The organism is Brevibacillus sp. WF146, assembly GCF_001673705.2.
GTDB classification, from domain to species: Bacteria; Bacillota; Bacilli; order Brevibacillales; family Brevibacillaceae; genus Brevibacillus; species Brevibacillus thermoruber.
In genome coordinates this window covers 2,584,199-2,603,176 of the sequence record NZ_CP109943.1, presented here as the reverse complement: position 1 = coordinate 2,603,176, position 18,978 = coordinate 2,584,199, and the positions used below count along the sequence as shown (strand labels likewise).

At 60.8% G+C, this 18,978-nt stretch carries 18 protein-coding genes; 17 read left to right on the top strand and 1 reads right to left on the bottom strand.

What is annotated here, in order from left to right; all coding sequences use genetic code 11:
* Nucleotides 1–31: 31 nt before the first annotated feature.
* The 3 genes from A6764_RS12850 to A6764_RS12840 all read left to right on the top strand — a co-directional run bounded on the left by A6764_RS12850 (nucleotide 32) and on the right by A6764_RS12840 (nucleotide 3,436).
* Nucleotides 32–841 (top strand): sporulation protein YpjB, encoded by an 810-nt coding sequence (locus A6764_RS12850; RefSeq protein ID WP_065066312.1) that lies wholly within the window; start codon nucleotides 32–34, stop codon nucleotides 839–841.
* A gap of 333 nt (nucleotides 842–1,174) precedes the next feature.
* Complete coding sequence (locus A6764_RS12845) at nucleotides 1,175–2,710, top strand: FMN-binding glutamate synthase family protein (protein ID WP_083989707.1); 1,536 nt, start codon at nucleotides 1,175–1,177, stop codon at nucleotides 2,708–2,710.
* Between the two features lie 45 nt (nucleotides 2,711–2,755).
* The gene (locus tag A6764_RS12840; protein WP_083989708.1) at nucleotides 2,756–3,436 is read left to right on the top strand and encodes a YqjF family protein; all 681 of its coding nucleotides are present in this window, start codon (nucleotides 2,756–2,758) and stop codon (nucleotides 3,434–3,436) included.
* A 78-nt stretch (nucleotides 3,437–3,514) separates the two neighbouring features.
* Here the strand turns inward: A6764_RS12840 and A6764_RS12835 are convergent, their stop codons facing one another.
* Nucleotides 3,515–4,372, bottom strand: coding sequence for a YitT family protein (locus A6764_RS12835; protein WP_029099632.1), 858 nt, complete (start codon nucleotides 4,370–4,372; stop codon nucleotides 3,515–3,517).
* Nucleotides 4,373–4,692: 320 nt separating this feature from the next.
* Between A6764_RS12835 and A6764_RS12830 the strand changes: the two genes are divergently transcribed.
* The 14 genes from A6764_RS12830 to A6764_RS12765 all read left to right on the top strand — a co-directional run bounded on the left by A6764_RS12830 (nucleotide 4,693) and on the right by A6764_RS12765 (nucleotide 18,965).
* Nucleotides 4,693–5,031, top strand: coding sequence for a nucleotide pyrophosphohydrolase (locus A6764_RS12830; RefSeq protein WP_029099633.1), 339 nt, complete (start codon nucleotides 4,693–4,695; stop codon nucleotides 5,029–5,031).
* 2 nt (nucleotides 5,032–5,033) lie between these two features.
* Nucleotides 5,034–5,786: a 4-hydroxy-tetrahydrodipicolinate reductase gene (gene dapB, locus A6764_RS12825; RefSeq protein WP_029099634.1), complete on the top strand. Its 753-nt coding sequence runs from the start codon at nucleotides 5,034–5,036 to the stop codon at nucleotides 5,784–5,786.
* Nucleotides 5,787–5,836: 50 nt separating this feature from the next.
* Entirely contained in the window at nucleotides 5,837–6,247 is a 411-nt protein-coding gene (locus A6764_RS12820; protein ID WP_029099635.1) for a methylglyoxal synthase, read from the top strand.
* On the top strand, nucleotides 6,244–6,939 hold the full coding sequence (bshB1, locus tag A6764_RS12815) for a bacillithiol biosynthesis deacetylase BshB1 (protein WP_029099636.1): 696 nt from the start codon (nucleotides 6,244–6,246) through the stop codon (nucleotides 6,937–6,939). Before A6764_RS12820 ends, bshB1 begins: the two co-directional genes overlap by 4 nt.
* A gap of 18 nt (nucleotides 6,940–6,957) precedes the next feature.
* On the top strand, nucleotides 6,958–8,085 hold the full coding sequence (bshA, locus tag A6764_RS12810) for an N-acetyl-alpha-D-glucosaminyl L-malate synthase BshA (RefSeq protein ID WP_065066314.1): 1,128 nt from the start codon (nucleotides 6,958–6,960) through the stop codon (nucleotides 8,083–8,085).
* Between the two features lie 126 nt (nucleotides 8,086–8,211).
* Nucleotides 8,212–9,435, top strand: a complete 1,224-nt coding sequence (locus tag A6764_RS12805; protein WP_065066315.1) for a CCA tRNA nucleotidyltransferase — start codon at nucleotides 8,212–8,214, stop codon at nucleotides 9,433–9,435.
* Nucleotides 9,425–10,408 (top strand): biotin--[acetyl-CoA-carboxylase] ligase, encoded by a 984-nt coding sequence (locus tag A6764_RS12800; protein WP_264622249.1) that lies wholly within the window; start codon nucleotides 9,425–9,427, stop codon nucleotides 10,406–10,408. The genes A6764_RS12805 and A6764_RS12800 overlap by 11 nt, the downstream gene beginning before the upstream one ends.
* Before the next feature lie 252 nt (nucleotides 10,409–10,660).
* On the top strand, nucleotides 10,661–11,527 hold the full coding sequence (gene panB, locus A6764_RS12795; protein WP_065066317.1) for a 3-methyl-2-oxobutanoate hydroxymethyltransferase: 867 nt from the start codon (nucleotides 10,661–10,663) through the stop codon (nucleotides 11,525–11,527).
* Between the two features lie 8 nt (nucleotides 11,528–11,535).
* Entirely contained in the window at nucleotides 11,536–12,384 is an 849-nt protein-coding gene (gene panC, locus A6764_RS12790; RefSeq protein WP_065066318.1) for a pantoate--beta-alanine ligase, read from the top strand.
* Nucleotides 12,385–12,415: 31 nt separating this feature from the next.
* Nucleotides 12,416–12,799 (top strand): aspartate 1-decarboxylase, encoded by a 384-nt coding sequence (panD, locus tag A6764_RS12785; protein WP_029099642.1) that lies wholly within the window; start codon nucleotides 12,416–12,418, stop codon nucleotides 12,797–12,799.
* 80 nt (nucleotides 12,800–12,879) lie between these two features.
* The gene (locus tag A6764_RS12780; protein ID WP_051967922.1) at nucleotides 12,880–14,412 is read left to right on the top strand and encodes a tetratricopeptide repeat protein; all 1,533 of its coding nucleotides are present in this window, start codon (nucleotides 12,880–12,882) and stop codon (nucleotides 14,410–14,412) included.
* Between the two features lie 46 nt (nucleotides 14,413–14,458).
* Nucleotides 14,459–17,347, top strand: coding sequence for an ATP-dependent DNA helicase DinG (dinG, locus tag A6764_RS12775; RefSeq protein WP_264622248.1), 2,889 nt, complete (start codon nucleotides 14,459–14,461; stop codon nucleotides 17,345–17,347).
* Between the two features lie 84 nt (nucleotides 17,348–17,431).
* A complete protein-coding gene (locus A6764_RS12770) occupies nucleotides 17,432–18,325 on the top strand; it encodes a ComEC/Rec2 family competence protein (protein WP_065066319.1) in 894 nt (297 codons plus the stop codon).
* A gap of 16 nt (nucleotides 18,326–18,341) precedes the next feature.
* Complete coding sequence (locus tag A6764_RS12765) at nucleotides 18,342–18,965, top strand: redox-sensing transcriptional repressor Rex (protein ID WP_065066320.1); 624 nt, start codon at nucleotides 18,342–18,344, stop codon at nucleotides 18,963–18,965.
* Nucleotides 18,966–18,978: the final 13 nt, after the last annotated feature.

Sequence of the window (18,978 nt, the reverse complement as noted above, 5' to 3'; positions counted from 1 at the left end):
AGTCTGTACTAGGGGAAGGAGGGTTTTTGCTTTGAAAAAAAACATCCGGTTTCTGCTGTTCTTCCTGATCATCGGGCTGATGCTGGCCTGGCCCATCCATACGTTGATCAACAGGCTTGACCGTCCGGCTGAAGAAAAACAGTTGGCCGCGTTGGATCACATAGCGCAAGAACTGTTAACCCTTACGAAAAAAGGGGAGCTGGAGGAGGCGCAGGAGAAGATTCGGCTGCTGGCGGACCGCTTTCCCCAGCAGCGCCTGCCCGTCTCGCTGCGGATCGACAGTCTGAATGCCGTGACGCAGTCAATCCTGGCGGCGAAAAACAGCTTCGCCACGTCGAGCCCAAGCGATCAACTGCTGTGGCATGCGACCCGCGTGAGGATCGCCATCGACGCGCTTACCCATGATCATCAGCCGATGTGGCGGAGCTACTACGTTTCCTATGCCACCCAGATGCAAAATCTGATGGAGTCGGCGGTGGAGCGGAATTTTGACCAGTTTCGCCGGCAATTTGACGAAAACACCCGCCTGTATCTGGCGATCAAACCGGCGATGAGCATCCATCTGCGGGAAGAGCAGATCAAGCAGATCGACGCTGCGTACGATCTCATCTCCAAAGAGCTGCGCCGCAGCCGAATTGAGTGGCAGATGGTTCGGAACGCCCTGCGCGATCTGAACGGCACGATGCAGTCCGCGTTCATCGGAAAGGATCAGAGCGCCATCGCCCTGTTGATTCATCCGGCTTCGCCGTTTCCGGTGTTTGTGGCGATTGTCGGAGCCGTGCTGCTGACGCTGGCGTATGTGGCCTGGAAAAAATACCGCGGGCAGATGCACTCTGCCTGACTGTGCGGAGGCGTACCGGAACATATTCGTCCGACGGGAGAACCTTCCGTTTCCCTGCAGGGCCCCTTTACAGACAGAGAGCTTCTACCTTGTGCGTAGAAGCTCTCTGTTCATTTTTGCAGAAAAACACACCAGCAAAAAATCGGTATGGTACGGCGGTGGATGATGACGGATGCGGCTGCAATGGGGAGCCGGATCGGAAGGGGAAGAGACGTGTACCACCAGCGGACGGCCGTCTGTTTTTGCTCCCCACCGGGGCTTTCCTGCGACAGACGCATAGGCAGCGCGCAAGATCGAAATAATGAGGGATGAAAAGAGGGCAAGGAGGTTGTCATGACCATTAAGTGGGTTTCCTTTCTCGCCGGGTCGTTCGCCGGGGCATTCCTGGCCATTCTCTGTACGGGTCTGATCGCCATCGTGTTTGCCCGGCCATTGATCAAATGGGGGATCGGGCGCTTTACGAAACGGCTGATGGCTGACCGTTACCCGGAAAACATCTGGGAGATGGTGTCGGCGCTCACGAGAACAAGCCCCAGAATCGTCGTGGAAAACAGTCTGCGGGCATCCAGCGGCGGCGTAATCGAGCGACCGTTCGGCAGTCCGCGCAAGTTTCTGGACTTTGACGGCCTGGTTTTTTCTCCCGCTCAGCTTGCCACGCTTCCCGCACCGGAAAACGCTCCCGTCGACATGATGATCACAATCGGCCCGCTTGCCCAACGGCCGCTGATCCTGAACATCCCCCTGATGGCCGGCGCAATGGGCTACGGCATCGGGGTATCCGAGAAAGTAAAAATCGCGATCGCCAAAGGAACGGCAGCGGTCGGAACCGCGACGAACTCGGGCGAAGGACCTTTGCTGCCCGAAGAGAGGGCACTCGCCGCTCATTACATTCTGCAGTACAATTCCGGGCACTGGTCGAAAGAGCCGGAGACTCTCCGGCAGGCAGACGCGATCGAGATTCATTTCGGTCAAGGTGCGACAGCCGGTTCCGCGAGCAGAATCCCGCCCGAGTATTTGAAGGGAAGGGCCCGTGAACTTCTGCAGGTTCCGGACGGTGAGGGCCTCGTCATCCCTTCCCGTCATTCGGAAATCGTCAAACCGCAGGACCTGAAGCCCCTGGTCGACAGACTGCGCTCCCTAACCTATGGCATCCCCATTGGCGTGAAGATGTGTGCCAGCGGAAAACTGGAAGCCGACCTGGAAGCGGCAGTTCAGGCCGGGGTGGATTTTATCAGTCTGGACGGCGGACAGGCCGGCACCAAAGGAGGGCCGCCGATTTTGGAAGACGACTTTGGCCTGCCCACGATTTTCGCCTTGTCGCGTGCGGTGGCTTATCTCAAAAAGCGGGGCGTAAAAGACCGGATCAGCCTCTTGACAGGTGGAGGATATGCTACGCCCGGCCAATGTTTGAAAGCGCTCGCCTTGGGAGCGGACGCCGTGTACATGGGAACAGCCCTGCTGTGGGCCATGACCCATGATCAGGTGACAAAAGCCATTCCGTGGGAGCCGCCCACGCAGCTTGCCTATTACACGGGCAGCCAAAAGGACGAGTTTCAAATCGAGAAGGCCGCGCAGTCTTTGGAGAACTTTTTTCAATCCTTTACAGAAGAGATGAAAATCGCCATTCGCGCGTTGGGAAAAACCTCCTTGAGGGACGTGAACGCGGACGATCTGGTAGCGCTCGACGAATGGACGAGCACGGTAACGAAGGTTCGGCTGGTCAGTCAACCATATGAGATTGTTCCCGGCGCATCGTCAGGTGAAGCGGAACCTGCCGCCGCTGCGCCGACACCGGGAAAGGAATCGGCAGAGGAGCGAGGGACAGAACACGAGCAGCGAAGTGTTCTGAGTCTGTTCCAAACGTTTTGACACGACAAGCGAGAGGAGGGGGCTGACATCAAAGGCACGTGGATCATGACGCAGACATGGGACGATCTTCTGTTTGCCCATTGGCCTGTTCCTGCTGAAAGGATTCGGCAGTTTGTTCCTCCTCCTTTGGAAGTGGATATATTTGACGGCATGGCGTGGATTGGCGTCATTCCGTTTGAAATGAGCGAGATCCGGCTCAGGTTTCTGCCGGTCATTCCCTATACGGTTCCGTTTCCGGAAATCAATGTGCGCACGTACGTGATCGCAGGCGGAAAACCGGCGGTATTCTTTTTGACACTGGACGCGTCCAATCCGGTGGCCATCCGTGCCGCCACATGGACGTATCACCTTCCGTACTACCCTGCCGGAATGACAATCAAACGAACGGCAGCGGGCATCGATTTCCATAGCGAGCGGAAAGGGGGGGTACAGCGGTTCGACGCGATCTACCGGCCCACTTCCGAACCGTTCACGGCGAGACCGGGCAGCATTGAGCATTGGCTGACCGAGCGCTACCGTTTTTGCTGTGTGTGCCGCCGCACGCAGCGGATCTACGGCGGGGACATTTACCATGAGCCATGGCGGCTGCAGGTCGCCCAGGCGGTGATCCGGGAAAACACGATGGCGGACCTGTACGGAGCAGAAATGTCCAAGGCCCCTGTGCACCTGCATTATGCACAGGGCGTGAAAGCGTGGATTTGGCGGTGCAGAAGGATGTTCGGATGACAGGTTGTCGCCTAGTTTTTTCCGTTTCACAATGCTGAAGGTGTACCGGCTCTGTCAGTGGGGACGGCTGTCTTCCAGTCACTCGTGAATGGGCTGCTTGTTTTCGTCCAGCGTAAACCCTTCGCCGAGCACCTCGTGCACGTCATTGACAATCACGAACGCATGGGGATCGATCTCCTGCACGATGCTTTTGTAACGCATCACTTCGTTGCGGCTGACCACGACGTACACGACCTGTTTCTCCTCGCCGGAAAACGCTCCTTTGCCCGCCAGCAGCGTGACGCCGCGACCCAGTTCCAGAATCTGTTTGGCGATCGCGTCGGCGTGATCGGAGATGATGGTGAGCGCCTTTCCGGCGTAGGCGCCGTCCTGAAAAAAGTCAATGACGCGGGCGGCGATGAAGACGGCCACCAGGGTGTACATCGCGCTTTCGAGATTCAAATAGATCAGCGACGCGCCGATCACCAGCATGTCGCCGAAAAACAGCGTGCGGCCCATGCTGATGCCCATGTATTTTTGCAGCACGCGGGCGATGATGTCGACACCTCCCGTGGTGCCCCCGTAGCGGAAAATGATCCCGAGGCCCACCCCGATCGCCACGCCGGCGTACAGCGAGGCGAGCAGCCGGTCGTGCATCGGCAGGGGCAGCACGCCCTCAAACAGGGAGAGAAAGACGGAGAGGGCGACCGTGCCGAGAATGGTGTAGGCAAACGCGGTGCGTCCCAGCACTTTCCACCCGAGCACGAACAGCGGCACGTTCAGGACGAAAAAGACGATCCCCTGGTCGACGCTCGGGATCATCAGCTTGATCAGAATACTGATGCCGGTAATGCCGCCCTCGGCCAGGTTGTTCGGAATGTTGAAGGCGTTGATGCCGAATCCCATGATGGCGGATCCGACGATGATGGCGATGATGCTCTTGAGGCGCAGTTTCATAAGCGTTCTCCCTTCTTGCCGGTGATCCTGCGTCCGGAGGCTTCCTTCCGAGGGAAGCCGGAGGCAGCAGGCCCTCTGTGGGATTCCTCTCGGCGGCAGACACTCGCGCAGTTGGCTGCGGCCGACGCCGTGCGGACCTGCCTGCTTGCCGCATCCGTGCGGACGGATGAAGGCTTGTTGGTAGGTACGACTGCCATTATAATGGAATGTTGATTTGATTGTCCATATCCTGCCAGCCTGCGTATTGAGATTTGGCAAACGCAGGCTTTTCAGGTACGATAAAGTCACGAATATTTTCTGGCAGACAAAGGAGTGACCCGATGAATCAGCGGAAGACCTTGCAGGAGATCCAACAGGAAGTGGACCAATACATATCGCAATTCAAGGAAGGGTATTTCTCCCCGCTGGCCATGATGGCCCGGATGACGGAAGAGGTGGGCGAACTGGCGCGGGAGATCAACCACTACTACGGTGAAAAACCAAAGAAAAAAGACGAAGCGGAGAAAACCATCGACGAAGAGCTGGGCGACGTCTTTTTCATTGTGCTGTGCTTCGCCAATTCGCTCGGCATTGATTTGCAAGAGGCGTTTGATCGTATTATGCACAAATTCAACACACGCGATAAGGATCGCTGGACGAGAATAGAGGAGACGAACTAGAGATGGACAAACAGATTCGCGTAGCAGTAGCGGGAGCCCACGGGCGGATGGGCCAGGAAGTCGTCAGAATGCTGGGACAAGATGCGGAGTTGGTGTACACAGGGGCACTGGACACGCGGGGGGACGATGAGGCGGTCCGCCGGCAGTTGGACGAGATGCGTCCCGACGTGCTGGTTGACTTTACGACGCCGCACAGCGTCTACCGCCACCTTGAACTGTGTCTAAACCACGGCATTCGGCCGGTGGTGGGGACGACCGGACTGACGCCGGAGCAGCTGCAGGAGCTGACGGCGCGGTACCGGGAGGCGGGTCTCGGCGGCATCATCGCGCCCAACTTCGCGATCGGGGCCATTCTGCTGATGAAATTTGCCGCCATGGCGGCGAAATACATGCCGCATGTGGAGATCATCGAGCTGCACCACGACCGGAAGCTGGACGCGCCCAGCGGAACGGCGCTGAAAACGGCGGAGATGATCGCGGCTGTTCGCGAGGAGATCAAACAGGGCCACCCGGAAGAGACGGAAAGCATCCCGGGGGCGCGCGGCGCGGAGTACCACGGATTCCGGATTCACAGCGTGCGGCTGCCGGGACTGGTGGCTCACCAGGAAGTGCTGTTCGGGGCAACGGGCCAGACGCTCTCCATCCGTCACGACTCGATCAACCGCGAGTCGTTCATGCCGGGAGTAAACATGGCGATTAAGGCTGTGATGAACCTGGGCGAACTGATCTATGGACTGGAGCACCTGATTGATTAGGCACGGGCACACCGTTGTGCAACGCTACTTACACCGAGGGAGAGGTTTGCGTGAAAATTGCTTTGATCGCACACGACCGAAAAAAGGAAGAAATCGTTCAATTGGCGATGGCCTACGAGTCCATCCTGCGCGAGCATGAATTGTACGCCACGGGGACGACCGGACTCAGGATCATGGAAGCGACATCCCTACAGGTCACGCGGTTTCTCTCCGGCCCCCTGGGAGGAGATCAGCAAATCGGGGCGATGATCGCCCGCAACGAGATGGATCTGATCATCTTCTTGCGCGATCCTCTGACGGCGCAGCCGCATGAACCGGATATCATCGCGCTGCTTCGCCTGTGCGACGTGCACAAGATTCCGTTTGCCACCAACATGGGAACGGCGGAAGTGCTGCTGAAGGCGCTGGAGCGGGGCGAGCTGCGCTGGCGCGAGGTCGTGCGCAAGGAGGAGCAGGCATGAGCGAGCTGGACATCCTCGCCATCGGAGCGCACCCCGACGACGTGGAGATCGGGGCGGCCGGCAGTCTGCTGCTGGCAGTGAAACAGGGCAAACGCGTCGGCATCCTCGATCTGACCTACGCCGAGCTTTCGTCCAACGGCACCGTGGAGCGCCGGCAGGCGGAGGCGGCGGAGGCTGACAAGCGGCTGGGGATTGCGGTCCGCTATAATTTCGGCTTGCCGGACCGCGGCCTGGAACGGGTGCGCGACGAGGCGATCAGCCGGGTCGTCGACCTGATTCGGCAGACGCGGCCGCGCGTGGTGCTGGCGCCTTACTGGCAGGACCGTCACCCGGATCACGAGAGCGTCAGCCGGATCGTCCGGGAAGCGGTCTTTTCCGCCGGAATTCGTCTGTTTACCGCGGAACGATCCCTGCCCGCCTACCGCCCCAGCCAATTGCTGTACTATTTTATCAACACGACGGCGACGCCAAATGTGGTCGTGGACGTCACGCCGGTGTACGCGCAAAAAATGGAGGTGCTGCGGTCGTACCGCAGCCAGTTTGAAAAAGAAGAAGGCAGCGTCTCTACGCCGCTCAACAACGGGTATCTGGAACTGGTGGAGTACAGGGAGCGCCTGTTCGGGCAGCAGGCGGGCGTCATGTATGCGGAGGGGTTTGTCAGCGCTGCACCTTACGTGCTGACAAGCTTGTAGGAAGGAGAGGACACCCGGATGAAGATTGGCATCACCTGCTACCCGTCGTTGGGCGGGTCGGGCGTCGTTGCCACGGAATTGGGCAAACTGCTGGCGGAGCGGGGCCATCAGGTTCACTTCATCACGTCCAGCATGCCCTTCCGCCTGGGAACGTTTCATCCCAACATTTTTTACCATGAAGTGGAAGTCAATCATTACGACGTGTTCAAATACCCTCCGTACGATTTGACGCTGGCCAATCGGATGGCGCAGGTGGCGCAGAACGAAAAGCTGGACCTGCTGCACGTCCATTACGCCGTTCCCCACGCACTGTGCGCCTATCTGGCCAAACAGATGGTCGGCGAACGGCTCAAGATCGTCACCACCCTGCACGGAACGGACATTACCGTACTGGGATACGACTCCAGCTTGAGCGGCATGATCCGCTTCGGGATCGAACAAAGCGACCTGGTCACCGCCGTGTCCAAGGATTTGATCCGGCAGACGCGGGAACTGCTGCACGTCGACAAGGAGATCGTCCCGGTCTACAACTTCGTGGACAAGCGGCGCTACTACCCCAAAGAGGTGGGCGAGTGGAAGCGCGTGTTCGCACCGAACGGGGAAAAAATCCTGATGCACATCTCCAATTTCCGTCCGGTCAAGCGGGTGCCGGACGTGATCGAGATTTTCCGGCTGGTGCGGGAGCAGCTTCCGGCCAAGCTGATGCTGATCGGCGAGGGGCCCGACCTCGGTTCGGTCCGCAACATGGTGGCCGAGCTGGGGCTGGAAGGCGACACCCATTTTCTCGGCAAACAGGAGGATGTGGCCGAGGTAATCTCCATGGCCGACGTCATGCTGCTGCCGTCGGAAAAGGAGAGCTTCGGGCTGGTGGCGCTGGAGGCCATGGCCTGCGGCGTGCCGGTCGTGACGACCAATGCGGGCGGACTGCCGGAAGTGGTGCCGGACGGTGAGTGCGGCTTTCTCCTGCCGGTCGGGGACGTCGCCGGCATGGCGGAACGGACCGTGCGCCTGCTGACCGACCCGGACCTTTACCGGCGTCTGTCCCGCAACAGCATCCAGCGGTCGAGTGAAACCTTCTGCCACGAGAAGATCACGTCCCAGTACGAATTGCTGTATCGCGAGCTGCTCGGCCCCGGATCGTTGTGACGGTCACGGACGGTGCAGGCTGCTTTTGGCCAACTGAAACAGCTTGGAAACCATGATGAACAGGCCATACACGATTTTCACACAAACGCCTCCTTTGCTGGGCGGACGGAAAACGGGGTGAAGGAGTTGCTCAAGGAACTGGCGGTTCGCATCCTGCGCACGCTGGAGGACAACGGCTATGAAGCCTATTTCGTCGGCGGGTGCGTCCGCGATTGGCTGCTCGGCAGAACCGTGCACGATATCGATATATGTACGAATGCCCATCCCGGCGACGTCATGCGGCTGTTTCCCGATCACGTCCCCACCGGCCTGCAGCACGGGACCGTCTCCGTCAGGCTGGACGGGCAGATGTTCGAAGTGACCACGTACCGGGTGGAAGGTACGTACGAGGACTACCGCCGGCCGAAAGAGGTCCGCTTCGTCTCCGACCTGCACCTCGACCTGGAGCGGCGGGACTTTACCATCAACGCGATGGCGATGGACCGGTTCGACCGTTTGCGCGATCCGTTCGGCGGGCGGGACGACCTGCGGGATCGGCTGATCCGGGCGGTGGGGACGGCGGAGCGGCGCTTTCGCGAGGATGCCCTCCGACTGTTGAGAGCGGTGCGGTTTGCCGCGCAGCTTGACTTTTCCATCGAGCCGGTTACCCTGGCGGCGATGGAGCAAACGGCACCGCTCTTGTCGCATATCGCCGCGGAACGGATTCGGGAAGAACTGCACAAAATCGTCGACAGCGCGGCGCCGCAAAAGGGGATCGGCCTGATCATGCAGACGGGCTTGGCCGGTTTTTCTCCTCTGCTGGATCGCCTGTTCCGGACGTCGCACGAGCAGGCGTGGCGGCTGGTGCACCTGGGCACGCTGAACCAGAAGTGGGCCCTGCTCATGTATGCCGCCCGGTTTGACCCGCAGGAGGCGCGCACGCTCTGTCTGCAGCTGCGGATGTCCAAGCGGGAAGCCGAAGCGATCGCCCAATTCGTCGGGCTTCTGGCGGCGCTGCGGCCGGACTGGGATGAGCCGCGCGATGTGGAGTGGGGACGACTTTTGCTGCAGGCGGGTTGGCCGGTCTGCATGGAAACGGACAACCTGCTGCAGGCGTGCTGGTGGAAGCGGAAGGACCGCCGTTCCTCCCGGTCGCTGATCGCCGCCTACGAGTCGATGCCGGTCAAGTCGCTGCGCGAATTGGCCGTCACCGGTCGCGATCTGCAGGCGGCCCTGGAGCGAAAACCGGGGGAATGGATTCAGCGCGTGCTCATGCACCTGCTGGAGCAGACGGCGCTGCACGGGCTGCCCAACACCCCGGAGGCGCTGGTGGAAGAGGCAAGGAGAGAGGTAGCGCGTCATGAACATTAAGCAGGAAATACTGAAGGCGTTCCACGCCAATCCCGGCCGGTTCATCTCCGGCGAGGAGCTGAGCCAGACCTGCGGCTGCTCGCGGACGGCGGTGTGGAAGCACATCGAGGAACTGCGTCAGGAAGGGTATGAGGTGGAAGCGGTCCGCAAGGCGGGATACCGGCTGCTGGCAGCACCCGACCGCCTGTCCGCCGAAGCGATCATGGCCGGCCTGGACACGAAGCGGATCGGCCAGCACGTGCAGGCATACGACACCGTCGTCTCCACCCAGCCGCTGGCGCATGAAGCGGCTGCCAAAGGGGCGCCGGAAGGGACCCTGGTGATCGCGGAGCAGCAGACCGGCGGCAAAGGGCGCCTGGGACGGGTCTGGCATTCGCCCAAGGGCACGGGTATCTGGATGAGCCTGATCGTCCGTCCCGTGATCCCGCTCCCGAAAACGCCGCAGATGACGCTGCTGACAGCCGTTGCAGTGGCGAAGACGATGCGGGAGGAGACGGGGGTGGCGGTCAAGATCAAATGGCCCAACGACATTTTTGTCGGTGACAGAAAGGTGTGCGGCGTGCTGACGGAGCTGAACGCCGAAGCGGACCGCGTCAACTACCTCGTCATCGGCATCGGGATCAACGCCAACGCCGTCGCGGCCGATTTTCCCGAAGAGCTCAGGGCCATTGCCACTTCGCTTGTGATCGAGAGCGGAACGACTGTCAACCGGGTGCGGTTCATCCAGCGGTTTTGCCGCATCTTTGAAGCGGAGTACGACCACTATCTGCAGCACGGCTTCGACCGGATCAAGACGGAGTGGGAAGCCTGCTCCTACACGATCGGCCGGTGGGTGACCGTCAAAACCATCCATTCCACGCTGGAAGGACGGGCTGTCGGTCTGGACGAGGAAGGCGTCCTGATCGTCGAGGACGCCGCGGGTGCACGGCATAAAGTGTATTCCGCCGACGTCAATTATGGTGCAAACGAATAAGTCTTCTGGTATACTCCTAAGGTGGAGGCCGTATCGTCCGGCGAACGGCACTCCAAACCGGGAGTATTTTTTATCAAGCATCAACACATCGTAATGGACAACAATCTGCTCAGAGCCTGTGTGGACCGAGACAGAAGGAATCCAGCGACCATGGACAAATGTTTGCATGGACACCCTTCTCCCTTTTTCGGCGAGAGGGTTTTTTATTTCCGGATGGGTCCACGGGGTGGGGCGCACAAAGAGGTGGGAGAGATGACAAACAACCTGGCGCCGGTCACCACGTCCGATTTGCGTAAAAAAAAGCGGGACGGCCAACCGATCGCCATGGTCACCGCGTACGACTTTCCTTCCGCCAAGCTGGTGGAAGAAGCGGGAGCGGACATGATCCTGGTGGGAGATTCGCTCGGGATGGTGGTACTGGGATACGATTCGACGATCCCGGTCACGATGGACGACATGCTGCACCATACCAAAGCCGTGACCAGGGCGGTCAAGCGGGCCTTTGTGGTCAGCGACATGCCGTTTCTCAGCTACCACGGGACGGTGGAGGAAGCGGTGAAAAACGCGGGCCGTCTCCTGCAGGAAGGGCTGGCCAAAGCGGTAAAAATGGAGGGAGGCCGGGAACTCGCGCCGATCGTCACGCGCTGTGTGCAGGCCGGCATTCCGGTGATGGGGCACATCGGTCTGACGCCGCAGGCCGTTCACCAACTGGGCGGCTACAAGGTGCAGGGGCGTGATCTGGAACAGGCCCGCCGCCTGCTGGAAGATGCGATGGCGCTGGAGGAAGCGGGCGTGTTCGCGCTGGTGCTGGAATGCGTGCCGCAGGAAGTGGCTGCCGTCATTGCGGACAAGCTGGAGATTCCGGTCATCGGCATCGGAGCGGGACCCTCCTGTGACGGCCAGGTGCTGGTGCTGCACGATCTGGTTGGGTACGGGTCGTCGGATTGGAAGCCCAAATTTGCCAAGCGCTACGCCGACACAGGGACCACCATTCGCGAAGCGGTGGCGGCGTACGTCTCCGAGGTGAAGGACCGCCGTTTTCCGGCTCCGGAACACGTCTTTCACGCGGCGGAGGAAACGGTGAAACAGCTCTACGGAGAAGGAGGGGTCCGGCGATGATCGAGCGCATGCTGCAGGTACCCACGATTGCCGAACTTCGCCGCCATGTCGGCGAAGCGCGCCGGCAGGGGAAACGGATCGGCTTCGTGCCCACCATGGGCTATCTCCATGACGGTCACCTCAGCCTGGTCAAGAAGGCTCGGGAGACGTGCGATTTCGTCGTGATGAGCATTTTCGTCAACCCGCTGCAATTCGGGCCCAACGAGGATTTTGAGCGCTATCCGCGCGATATTGAACGGGACCGCGAACTGGCCCGGTCTGCCGGAGTCGATCTCTTGTTCACCCCGAGCGTGGAGGAAATGTATCCGCGCCAGGTGCTGACGACCGTCTCCGTGGCTCAGGTGTCCGAGCCGCTGTGCGGTCAATCCCGGCCGGGTCACTTCGACGGCGTGGCGACCGTCGTGCTGAAGCTGTTTCACATCGTCCAGCCGGACGCCGCCTTTTTTGGACAAAAGGACGCCCAGCAGCTTGCCGTCATCAGCCAAATGGTGGAAGATCTGTCCGTTCCGGTGGAGATCGTGCCCTGCCCGATCGTGCGCGAACCGGATGGCTTGGCGATGAGCTCGCGCAACGTCTATCTCAGCCCGGAGGAACGGCGGCAGGCCACCGTCCTTTACCGCAGCCTCAAACAGGCGGAAGCGTGGCTCAAAGAGGGGGTCCCGCTTGACGAGATTAAGGAGCGCATGGCGGCGATGATCACGGCGGAGCCGCTGGCCGAGATCGATTACGTCGAGGTGCTCACGTACCCGCGGCTGACGCCAGTTCACACAGCCAGCCCCGGCCAGCGGCTTATTTTCGCCCTGGCGGTGCGGTTCGGCCGCACTCGCCTGATTGACAACATGATGGTTACCGTATAGCTAACACGACTGAAAAGGGGAGGAGACCGCCGTGTTTCGCACGATGATGAAAGCAAAAATCCACCGCGCCACCGTCACGGAAGCCAACCTGAACTACGTCGGCAGCATCACCATCGACAAGGAGATTCTCGATGCGCTGGACATCCTGCCGAACGAAAAGGTGCAAATCGTCAACAACAACAACGGCGCGCGTCTGGAAACCTACGTGATCGAAGGAGAGCCGGGCAGCGGGGTCATCTGCCTGAACGGAGCCGCCGCCCGCCTGGTGCAGCCGGGCGACATCGTCATCATCATTTCGTACGCGATGATGACGGACGAAGAGGCTCGCACCCACAAACCGCGCGTCGCCATTATGGACGAGAACAACAAGATTGCCCAACTGCTGGCGGAGGAAGTGCACGCGACCGTCTATTGACGCGAGCGGCGGGCCTGCATAGAGCCACCTGCCTTGTGAGACAATGAGACTACTCACGCCTCAAGGGGGGTGGCTTTTTTATGAAGCTGGAAGAATGGTTCTCCGCGCTGCGTTCCAAAGCGGAGACGATCGAACGGAAGTGGCCGACGGCGTCGGAGGACGAAAAGCTCCTGCTCGCCGATCAATTGTTTGAACTGCGCCAGGTGAGCGATCGGGTGGTCGATCTGTGGCTGCAGTTTGAGGAAAAGCTGTCCCTCGCGATTCGCCGCATCAAGCAGTTGGAGGGAGAGTACCCGCCTGCCGATGAAAGTCAGCCAGGGACCGCCGCGCCGGCGAAGGCAAAAGCGGGCGCCGACGCATCGCCGGGCGGACATCATGACCATGGCGGGGACGCGGCCGCAGTCAATCTGGGCGCAATCCAGGCGGAAGCGGCCGGCCGTCCCTTCGAGCACATGTACCGCAAAGGTGAAGGGTTTTATCAGCTACGCCTCTATCAGGACGCCCGGCAGTGCTTTGCCGAACTGGTCAAGGAATCGCCGGACTGGGAGAGCGGCCGGCTCTACTACGCCTACAGCCTGTTGTTTTCCGAGGCGAGGGAGGAAGCACTCCGGGAGTTCCGCCTGCTCAGCCGCTCGGCCCAATCGCCGGTGGTGGCGGCGATCAGCTACAACGCGATCGGCTGCATGCTGGCGGAAGAACGGCAGTGGCTGGAGGCGGCACAGGCCTTCAAGGCGGCGCTCGAACACCATCCGGGACAGCGGGAGGCACGGTTCAACCTGGCGCTCTGCTACCTGCAGGACGGCGATGTGCAGGAGGCGCTGGAGACGGTCGAATCGCTGCTAAATGAAGGGGACTCCGACTGGGAAGCGCAGATGCTCTGGCTGAGAGCGGCCCGCATCCTGCAGGCGCGTGACGAGACGGCGGACCCGCAGCCTCCGGACTCGCTGAAACTGCCGACGCGCAAGCTGGACAGCGAGACGCTGCGGGAGATGGCCAGCCTTTACGAATCGTTGGGCAACTATCACCGCGCCCAGGTCTGCTACCACTTTTTGGCGGAGCGGTTTCCCCGCGAAGGGTGGGCGTGGCACGGACTGGCCTGGAACACCTGGCTGATCGCCGGCACGCGGCGGGCGCTGACCCTGATGAAAAAGGCGATCAGCCTCGCGCCGGACAATCCCGACTTTGCCTTCAGCTACGGCTGGATGCTGCTGTTTGACGGCAGGGTGGACGACGCGCTGGCATCGTTTCGCTCGATCCTGAGCAAGCAGCGGGATCACCGGCTGGCCCAGTCCGGGCTGATCACCGCTTACGAGCGGCTGGGGGACACGCCGACGGCCAAACGTTTGGCCGCGCCGTTTACCGAGGACGGGGATCCGTATATTCGTTCGCTCGGGTATTACCATCTCGGCCGGATTGCCGTTGCGGAGGAGAACTGGCGGCTGGCGGAGCAATATTTTCGGCGGGTGCTTCCCCACAGCGACCACTTTCAGGAGATCCCGCTCTACCTGCAGTTGTGCGCCGCCAAGCTGGGGGGACCGACGGCTGCAAGCGAACTTTTGCAGCCGGAAACGGCGCCCGGAGCAGGAAAATTCCCGGACGCTGCCGAATGCTAGGGAAGCGGACGCCCTACTGTCCGCGCACGTACGAGGTGACAAGAGGTTGAATCGATTTATCGTCGTAGACTTTGAGACAACGGGAAGCCACCCGCGGCAGGGGGACAGCATCATCCAGATCGGCGCCGTCGCCATCGACGACGGGCAGATTACGGAGAGCTATTCCACCCTGATCAACCCCGGGCAGCCGATCCCGCCGTTTATTACGCAGTTGACCGGCATCACGGACGACATGGTGGCCGATGCCCCCACGCTGGAGGAAGCGCTTCCCAGGTTCCTCCGCATGCTGGACGGGCGGGCCTTTGTGGCTCACAATGCCGCATTTGACCTGCAGTTTCTGCAAGAAGCCCTGCTGAGCCAGGGCTATTATACGTTTGACGGATATGTGCTGGACACGGTGGAACTGTCCCGCTTTTTGATGCCGATGCAAAACAGCTACCGCCTGGGTGAACTGGCCGACGACCTGCAGATCGAACACGACCGTCCGCATCAGGCGGACAGCGACGCGATGGCGACGGCCCGCCTGTTTTTGCATCTGTTGGACATCCTGCGCCAACTGCCGCTGGTGACGGTGCAGCGGCTGCAGATGCTCGTCTCGTCGTTTCGCACTGACATCGACGTCCTGCTGCGCCACATCGAGATGGAAAAGCTGGCGGAGGTGCCGCTTTTGGACGAATCCGGTACCAAGACGGACGAGTCAGAGCTGTGGGACGTGTACCGTCAGCTTGCCCTGCGCAAGCGGGAAGGACGCGCCAAGACGCCGCTGGAACGCGCCGAGCCGCTGACAAAACCGTTTGCCGAGATGCTGGAGCAGATGCTTGACGAAAAGGCGGCGCTGGGGCGCAGCCTGCCCGGCTATCAGCGGCGGGAAGCGCAGGAAGCGATGATGCGCGCGATCCATGACGCGATGAGCGACGGCGTGCATCTGCTCGTGGAAGCGGGGACAGGGACCGGCAAATCGCTCGCCTACCTGCTGCCCAGCATCGTGTGGGCCAAACAGCACCGTGAGCCGGTGGTGATCAGCACGCACACCATTCACCTGCAGGAGCAGTTGTTTCACAAGGACATCCCCGCTCTCAAGCAGTCGCTGCCGTTTGACTTTACCGCCGCCACGCTGAAGGGGCGGGGCAATTATCTCTGCCTGCGCAAGTTTGAACAAAGCCTGGAGGAGCCCGTGGAGGGAAACAGTCAGGAACTGCGCCTGGTCAAAGGGCAGATGCTCACCTGGCTGACCCAGACGGAAACAGGCGACGTGGAGGAGTTGAGCCTGCCCGCTGCCGGACAGTTGTACTGGCAGCAGGTGAAAAGCGACGCCGCCTCCTGCCTGCACCGCAACTGCCCCTGGTTCAGCCGCTGCTACTATTTCCAGGCCCGGGAGCGGGCGCGGGACGCGGACATTCTGATCGTCAACCACGCGCTCTTGATCAGCGATTTGCAGGCGGAGAACCGGATTCTGCCGCCGTATGAGACGGCGGTCATCGACGAGGCCCACCATCTGGAAGAGATCGCCACCGCCCATCTCGGCAAGCAGTTGTCCACTGCCGGAATGATGTTTTTGCTGGATCGGGCGGCGGCGGAAGAAGGGAGCGTTGTGCGGCGCTTCGCCGCCGAGCTGCAGGATTGGCAGGCGGAGGATGGCGGCAGGGTCGCGGAGACCTTGGCGGAGATGGACAAGCTGTTCCCCGCGCTGCGCGAAAAGGCGCTGCAGATCACGCAGCTTCTGTACCAGTGGGCGGCGGACCGGGGAGAGGAGACCACCGACACCGGGCGGGAAACGGTGCGGTACCGCAAGGAGTCGTTTTCCGGCCGGCACGAACGGATTCGCAGGGCGGCGCGCCGGGTGATCGAAGCGCTCACCGCGTACGCGGCGTCCATGGACCGCCTGCTGCAGTGCATCCCCGCCGACGAAAAACCGCCGTACGAGCTGCGCAGCCTGCGGACGGATGTGTCCGGCCTGGTGGACGAACTTCAGGAAACGGCCGAACTGCTTCACTTCTTTTTGCTGGAACCGGACGCGGAGTACGTCTGCTGGATGGAAGTGGAGGCCCGCACCCCCCGCAAGCACGTCTATCTGCACGCCGCGCCGCTGAAGGTCGCCGATGCGCTCGCCCATCCGCTGTTCGCAGCAAAGCGCAGCCTGATTCTCACCTCGGCCACCTTGACGGTCAAGAACAGCTTTGCTTACATGATCGAGCGGTTTGGCCTGGATCGGATGCCGGAGGAACGGGTGCGTACCCTGGCCCTGCCCTCCCCGTTTGCCTACGAGGAACAGGGGCTGCTGTTCATCCCTTCCGACTTTCCCGCCCCGGGAAAAGAAAGCGACGAACACTACCTGGAAGCGGTCGTGCAGGGCTGCCTGGACGTGATCCGCGCCGCCGGCGGCCGAACGCTGATTCTGTTCACGTCCCACTCGATGCTCCGCCAGGTGTACCAGTTGATGAAGGAGCAGTTGGCGGACGAGCCGTACACCCTGCTCGGCCACGGCATCGACAGCAGCAACCGCAGCAAGCTGGTCCGGCTGTTCCAACGGCTGGAACACGGCGTGCTGCTGGGGACCAGCAGTTTTTGGGAGGGCGTGGACATCCCCGGCGAAGCGCTGAGCTGCCTGGTCATCGTGCGGCTTCCCTTTACGCCGCCCAATCACCCCGTCTACCAGGGGAGAGCGGAGCAGTTGAAAGCGGACGGGAAAAACGCCTTCATGTCGCTGGCCCTGCCGCAAGCGGTGATCCAGTTCAAGCAGGGCGTCGGCCGGCTGATCCGGCATCATTTGGACCGCGGCGTCGTGGTCGTGTTTGACGGACGAATCGTCGAGTCCCGCTACGGCCGGGCGTTTTTGCAATCCCTGCCGCCGTTTCAGGTGCAGACGGGCACCTGGCCGGAGCTCCGCGAGCGGATCGGTCCGTTTCTGGCCCAAGAGACCGGCACGGAGCTGTAGGCGTTGAGCGGCCGGCTGCATGCAATCCCGGCGAGACTCATAAAATGAAGCAATAGTCTCGCAGGGATTTAGGTGATAGAATAAATGCTGGGGAATACGCGTAGGGCTTGGCTGCTGCTGCTGTGCGTCGTGCTGTTTGCCGGCTGCTCGATCGACAGCCATTTGCAGGGAGTGGTAAAGGTGGAGGACCCCTTCGCCAGCGACGACGAACGCGAATTTGTCGGCCTGGTGATCCACTTTCTCGCCCTGCCGCATGGCGAGAGCACGCTGATCCGACTGCCGGGCGGAAAAACCATGCTGGTCGACACGGGAAGCGCGGAAGACTGGCCCGTCTTGTTCGGCATGCTGTCCGAGCGAAAGCTGACGCGTCTGGACTACGTTGTCGTGACCAACGATCAGCCGGAACAAGCGGGGGGCTTTGCCTTTCTCAGCGACCGGATGCCGGTGGATACGGTCATTCTGCCCCGTCTGATCGAGCCGTCGATTCGCAGGCTGGTCCCGCTCAAAGGGGACAAAAAGCTGCTGCCCGTCGCGGACGGCGACGCGATCAGACTGGACAACGACGTGGTGTTGGACGTGCTTCATCCCAGCGAACCGCTGTTTTTGTCTCCGCAGGACAATTCCCTGGTGTTCCGGCTGCGGCACGGCCAGCTTCGCTTTCTCTTCGTCAGCGCCGTTAATGAAAAGGCGGAAGAGCGCCTGCTGGAGAAGCACGGCGGCCAGTTGAAGGCGGAAGTGCTGAAAGTGGCCGACCAGGGGAGAAACCAGGCCTCTTCCCAGCCGTTTCTCACCAAGGTGGACCCACAGGTGGCGGTGATTCTGACCGGCAGGTCCCGAAACGAGATGAAAGACAGCCAGGAGGAAGTGCTCGAACGCCTGGGCGAATCGTGGGCGGAGACCTACATCACCAGCCAGCACGGCACGATCGCGATCCTGTCCAACGGCAGGGATTACCGTGTCGTCAAGCGAAAAAAGTAAGGAGGAAGGACCGTACGTGGCCAAAAGTGAAAAGATTTCGGAAGCGGTCGTTCGCCGTTTGCCGATTTATCTGCGCTACCTGAGTTATTTGCAGCAAGTGGGCGTGACGACGGTATCCTCCCAGCAGATGGGCAAAAATCTGGACGTCAACCCCGCCCAAATCCGTAAAGACTTAGCCGCGTTCGGCGATTTCGGCAAGAAAGGCATCGGCTATGACGTCAACTTCCTGGTGGAAAAAATCCGCCAGATTCTCAAACTGGATCAGGAAATTCGCGTCGCGCTCGTCGGCGCCGGCCATCTCGGCCATGCGATCAGCAACTACAACGCGTTCCTGAAGGATCAGATGCGGATCGCGGCGATTTTTGACAGCGATCCGGCCAAGCAGGGCAAGCAGATTGCGGGCATTACGATCCAGCCGCTGGAAGAGCTGAAGCAGACGGTGAAGGATCGGCACATTCGCCTGGCGATCATCACGGTCCCGGCTGCCGCCGCCCAATCGGTGGCCGATCTCTTGATCGAGGCGGGGATCGAAGGCATCCTCAACTTCGCGCCGACGACCATCCGGACGGAGAAAGAGGTGCGCATCCACTATGCGGATGTGACGTCCAGCCTGCAAAGTCTCGCCTATTATTTAACGTAAGAACGGAGTGGAA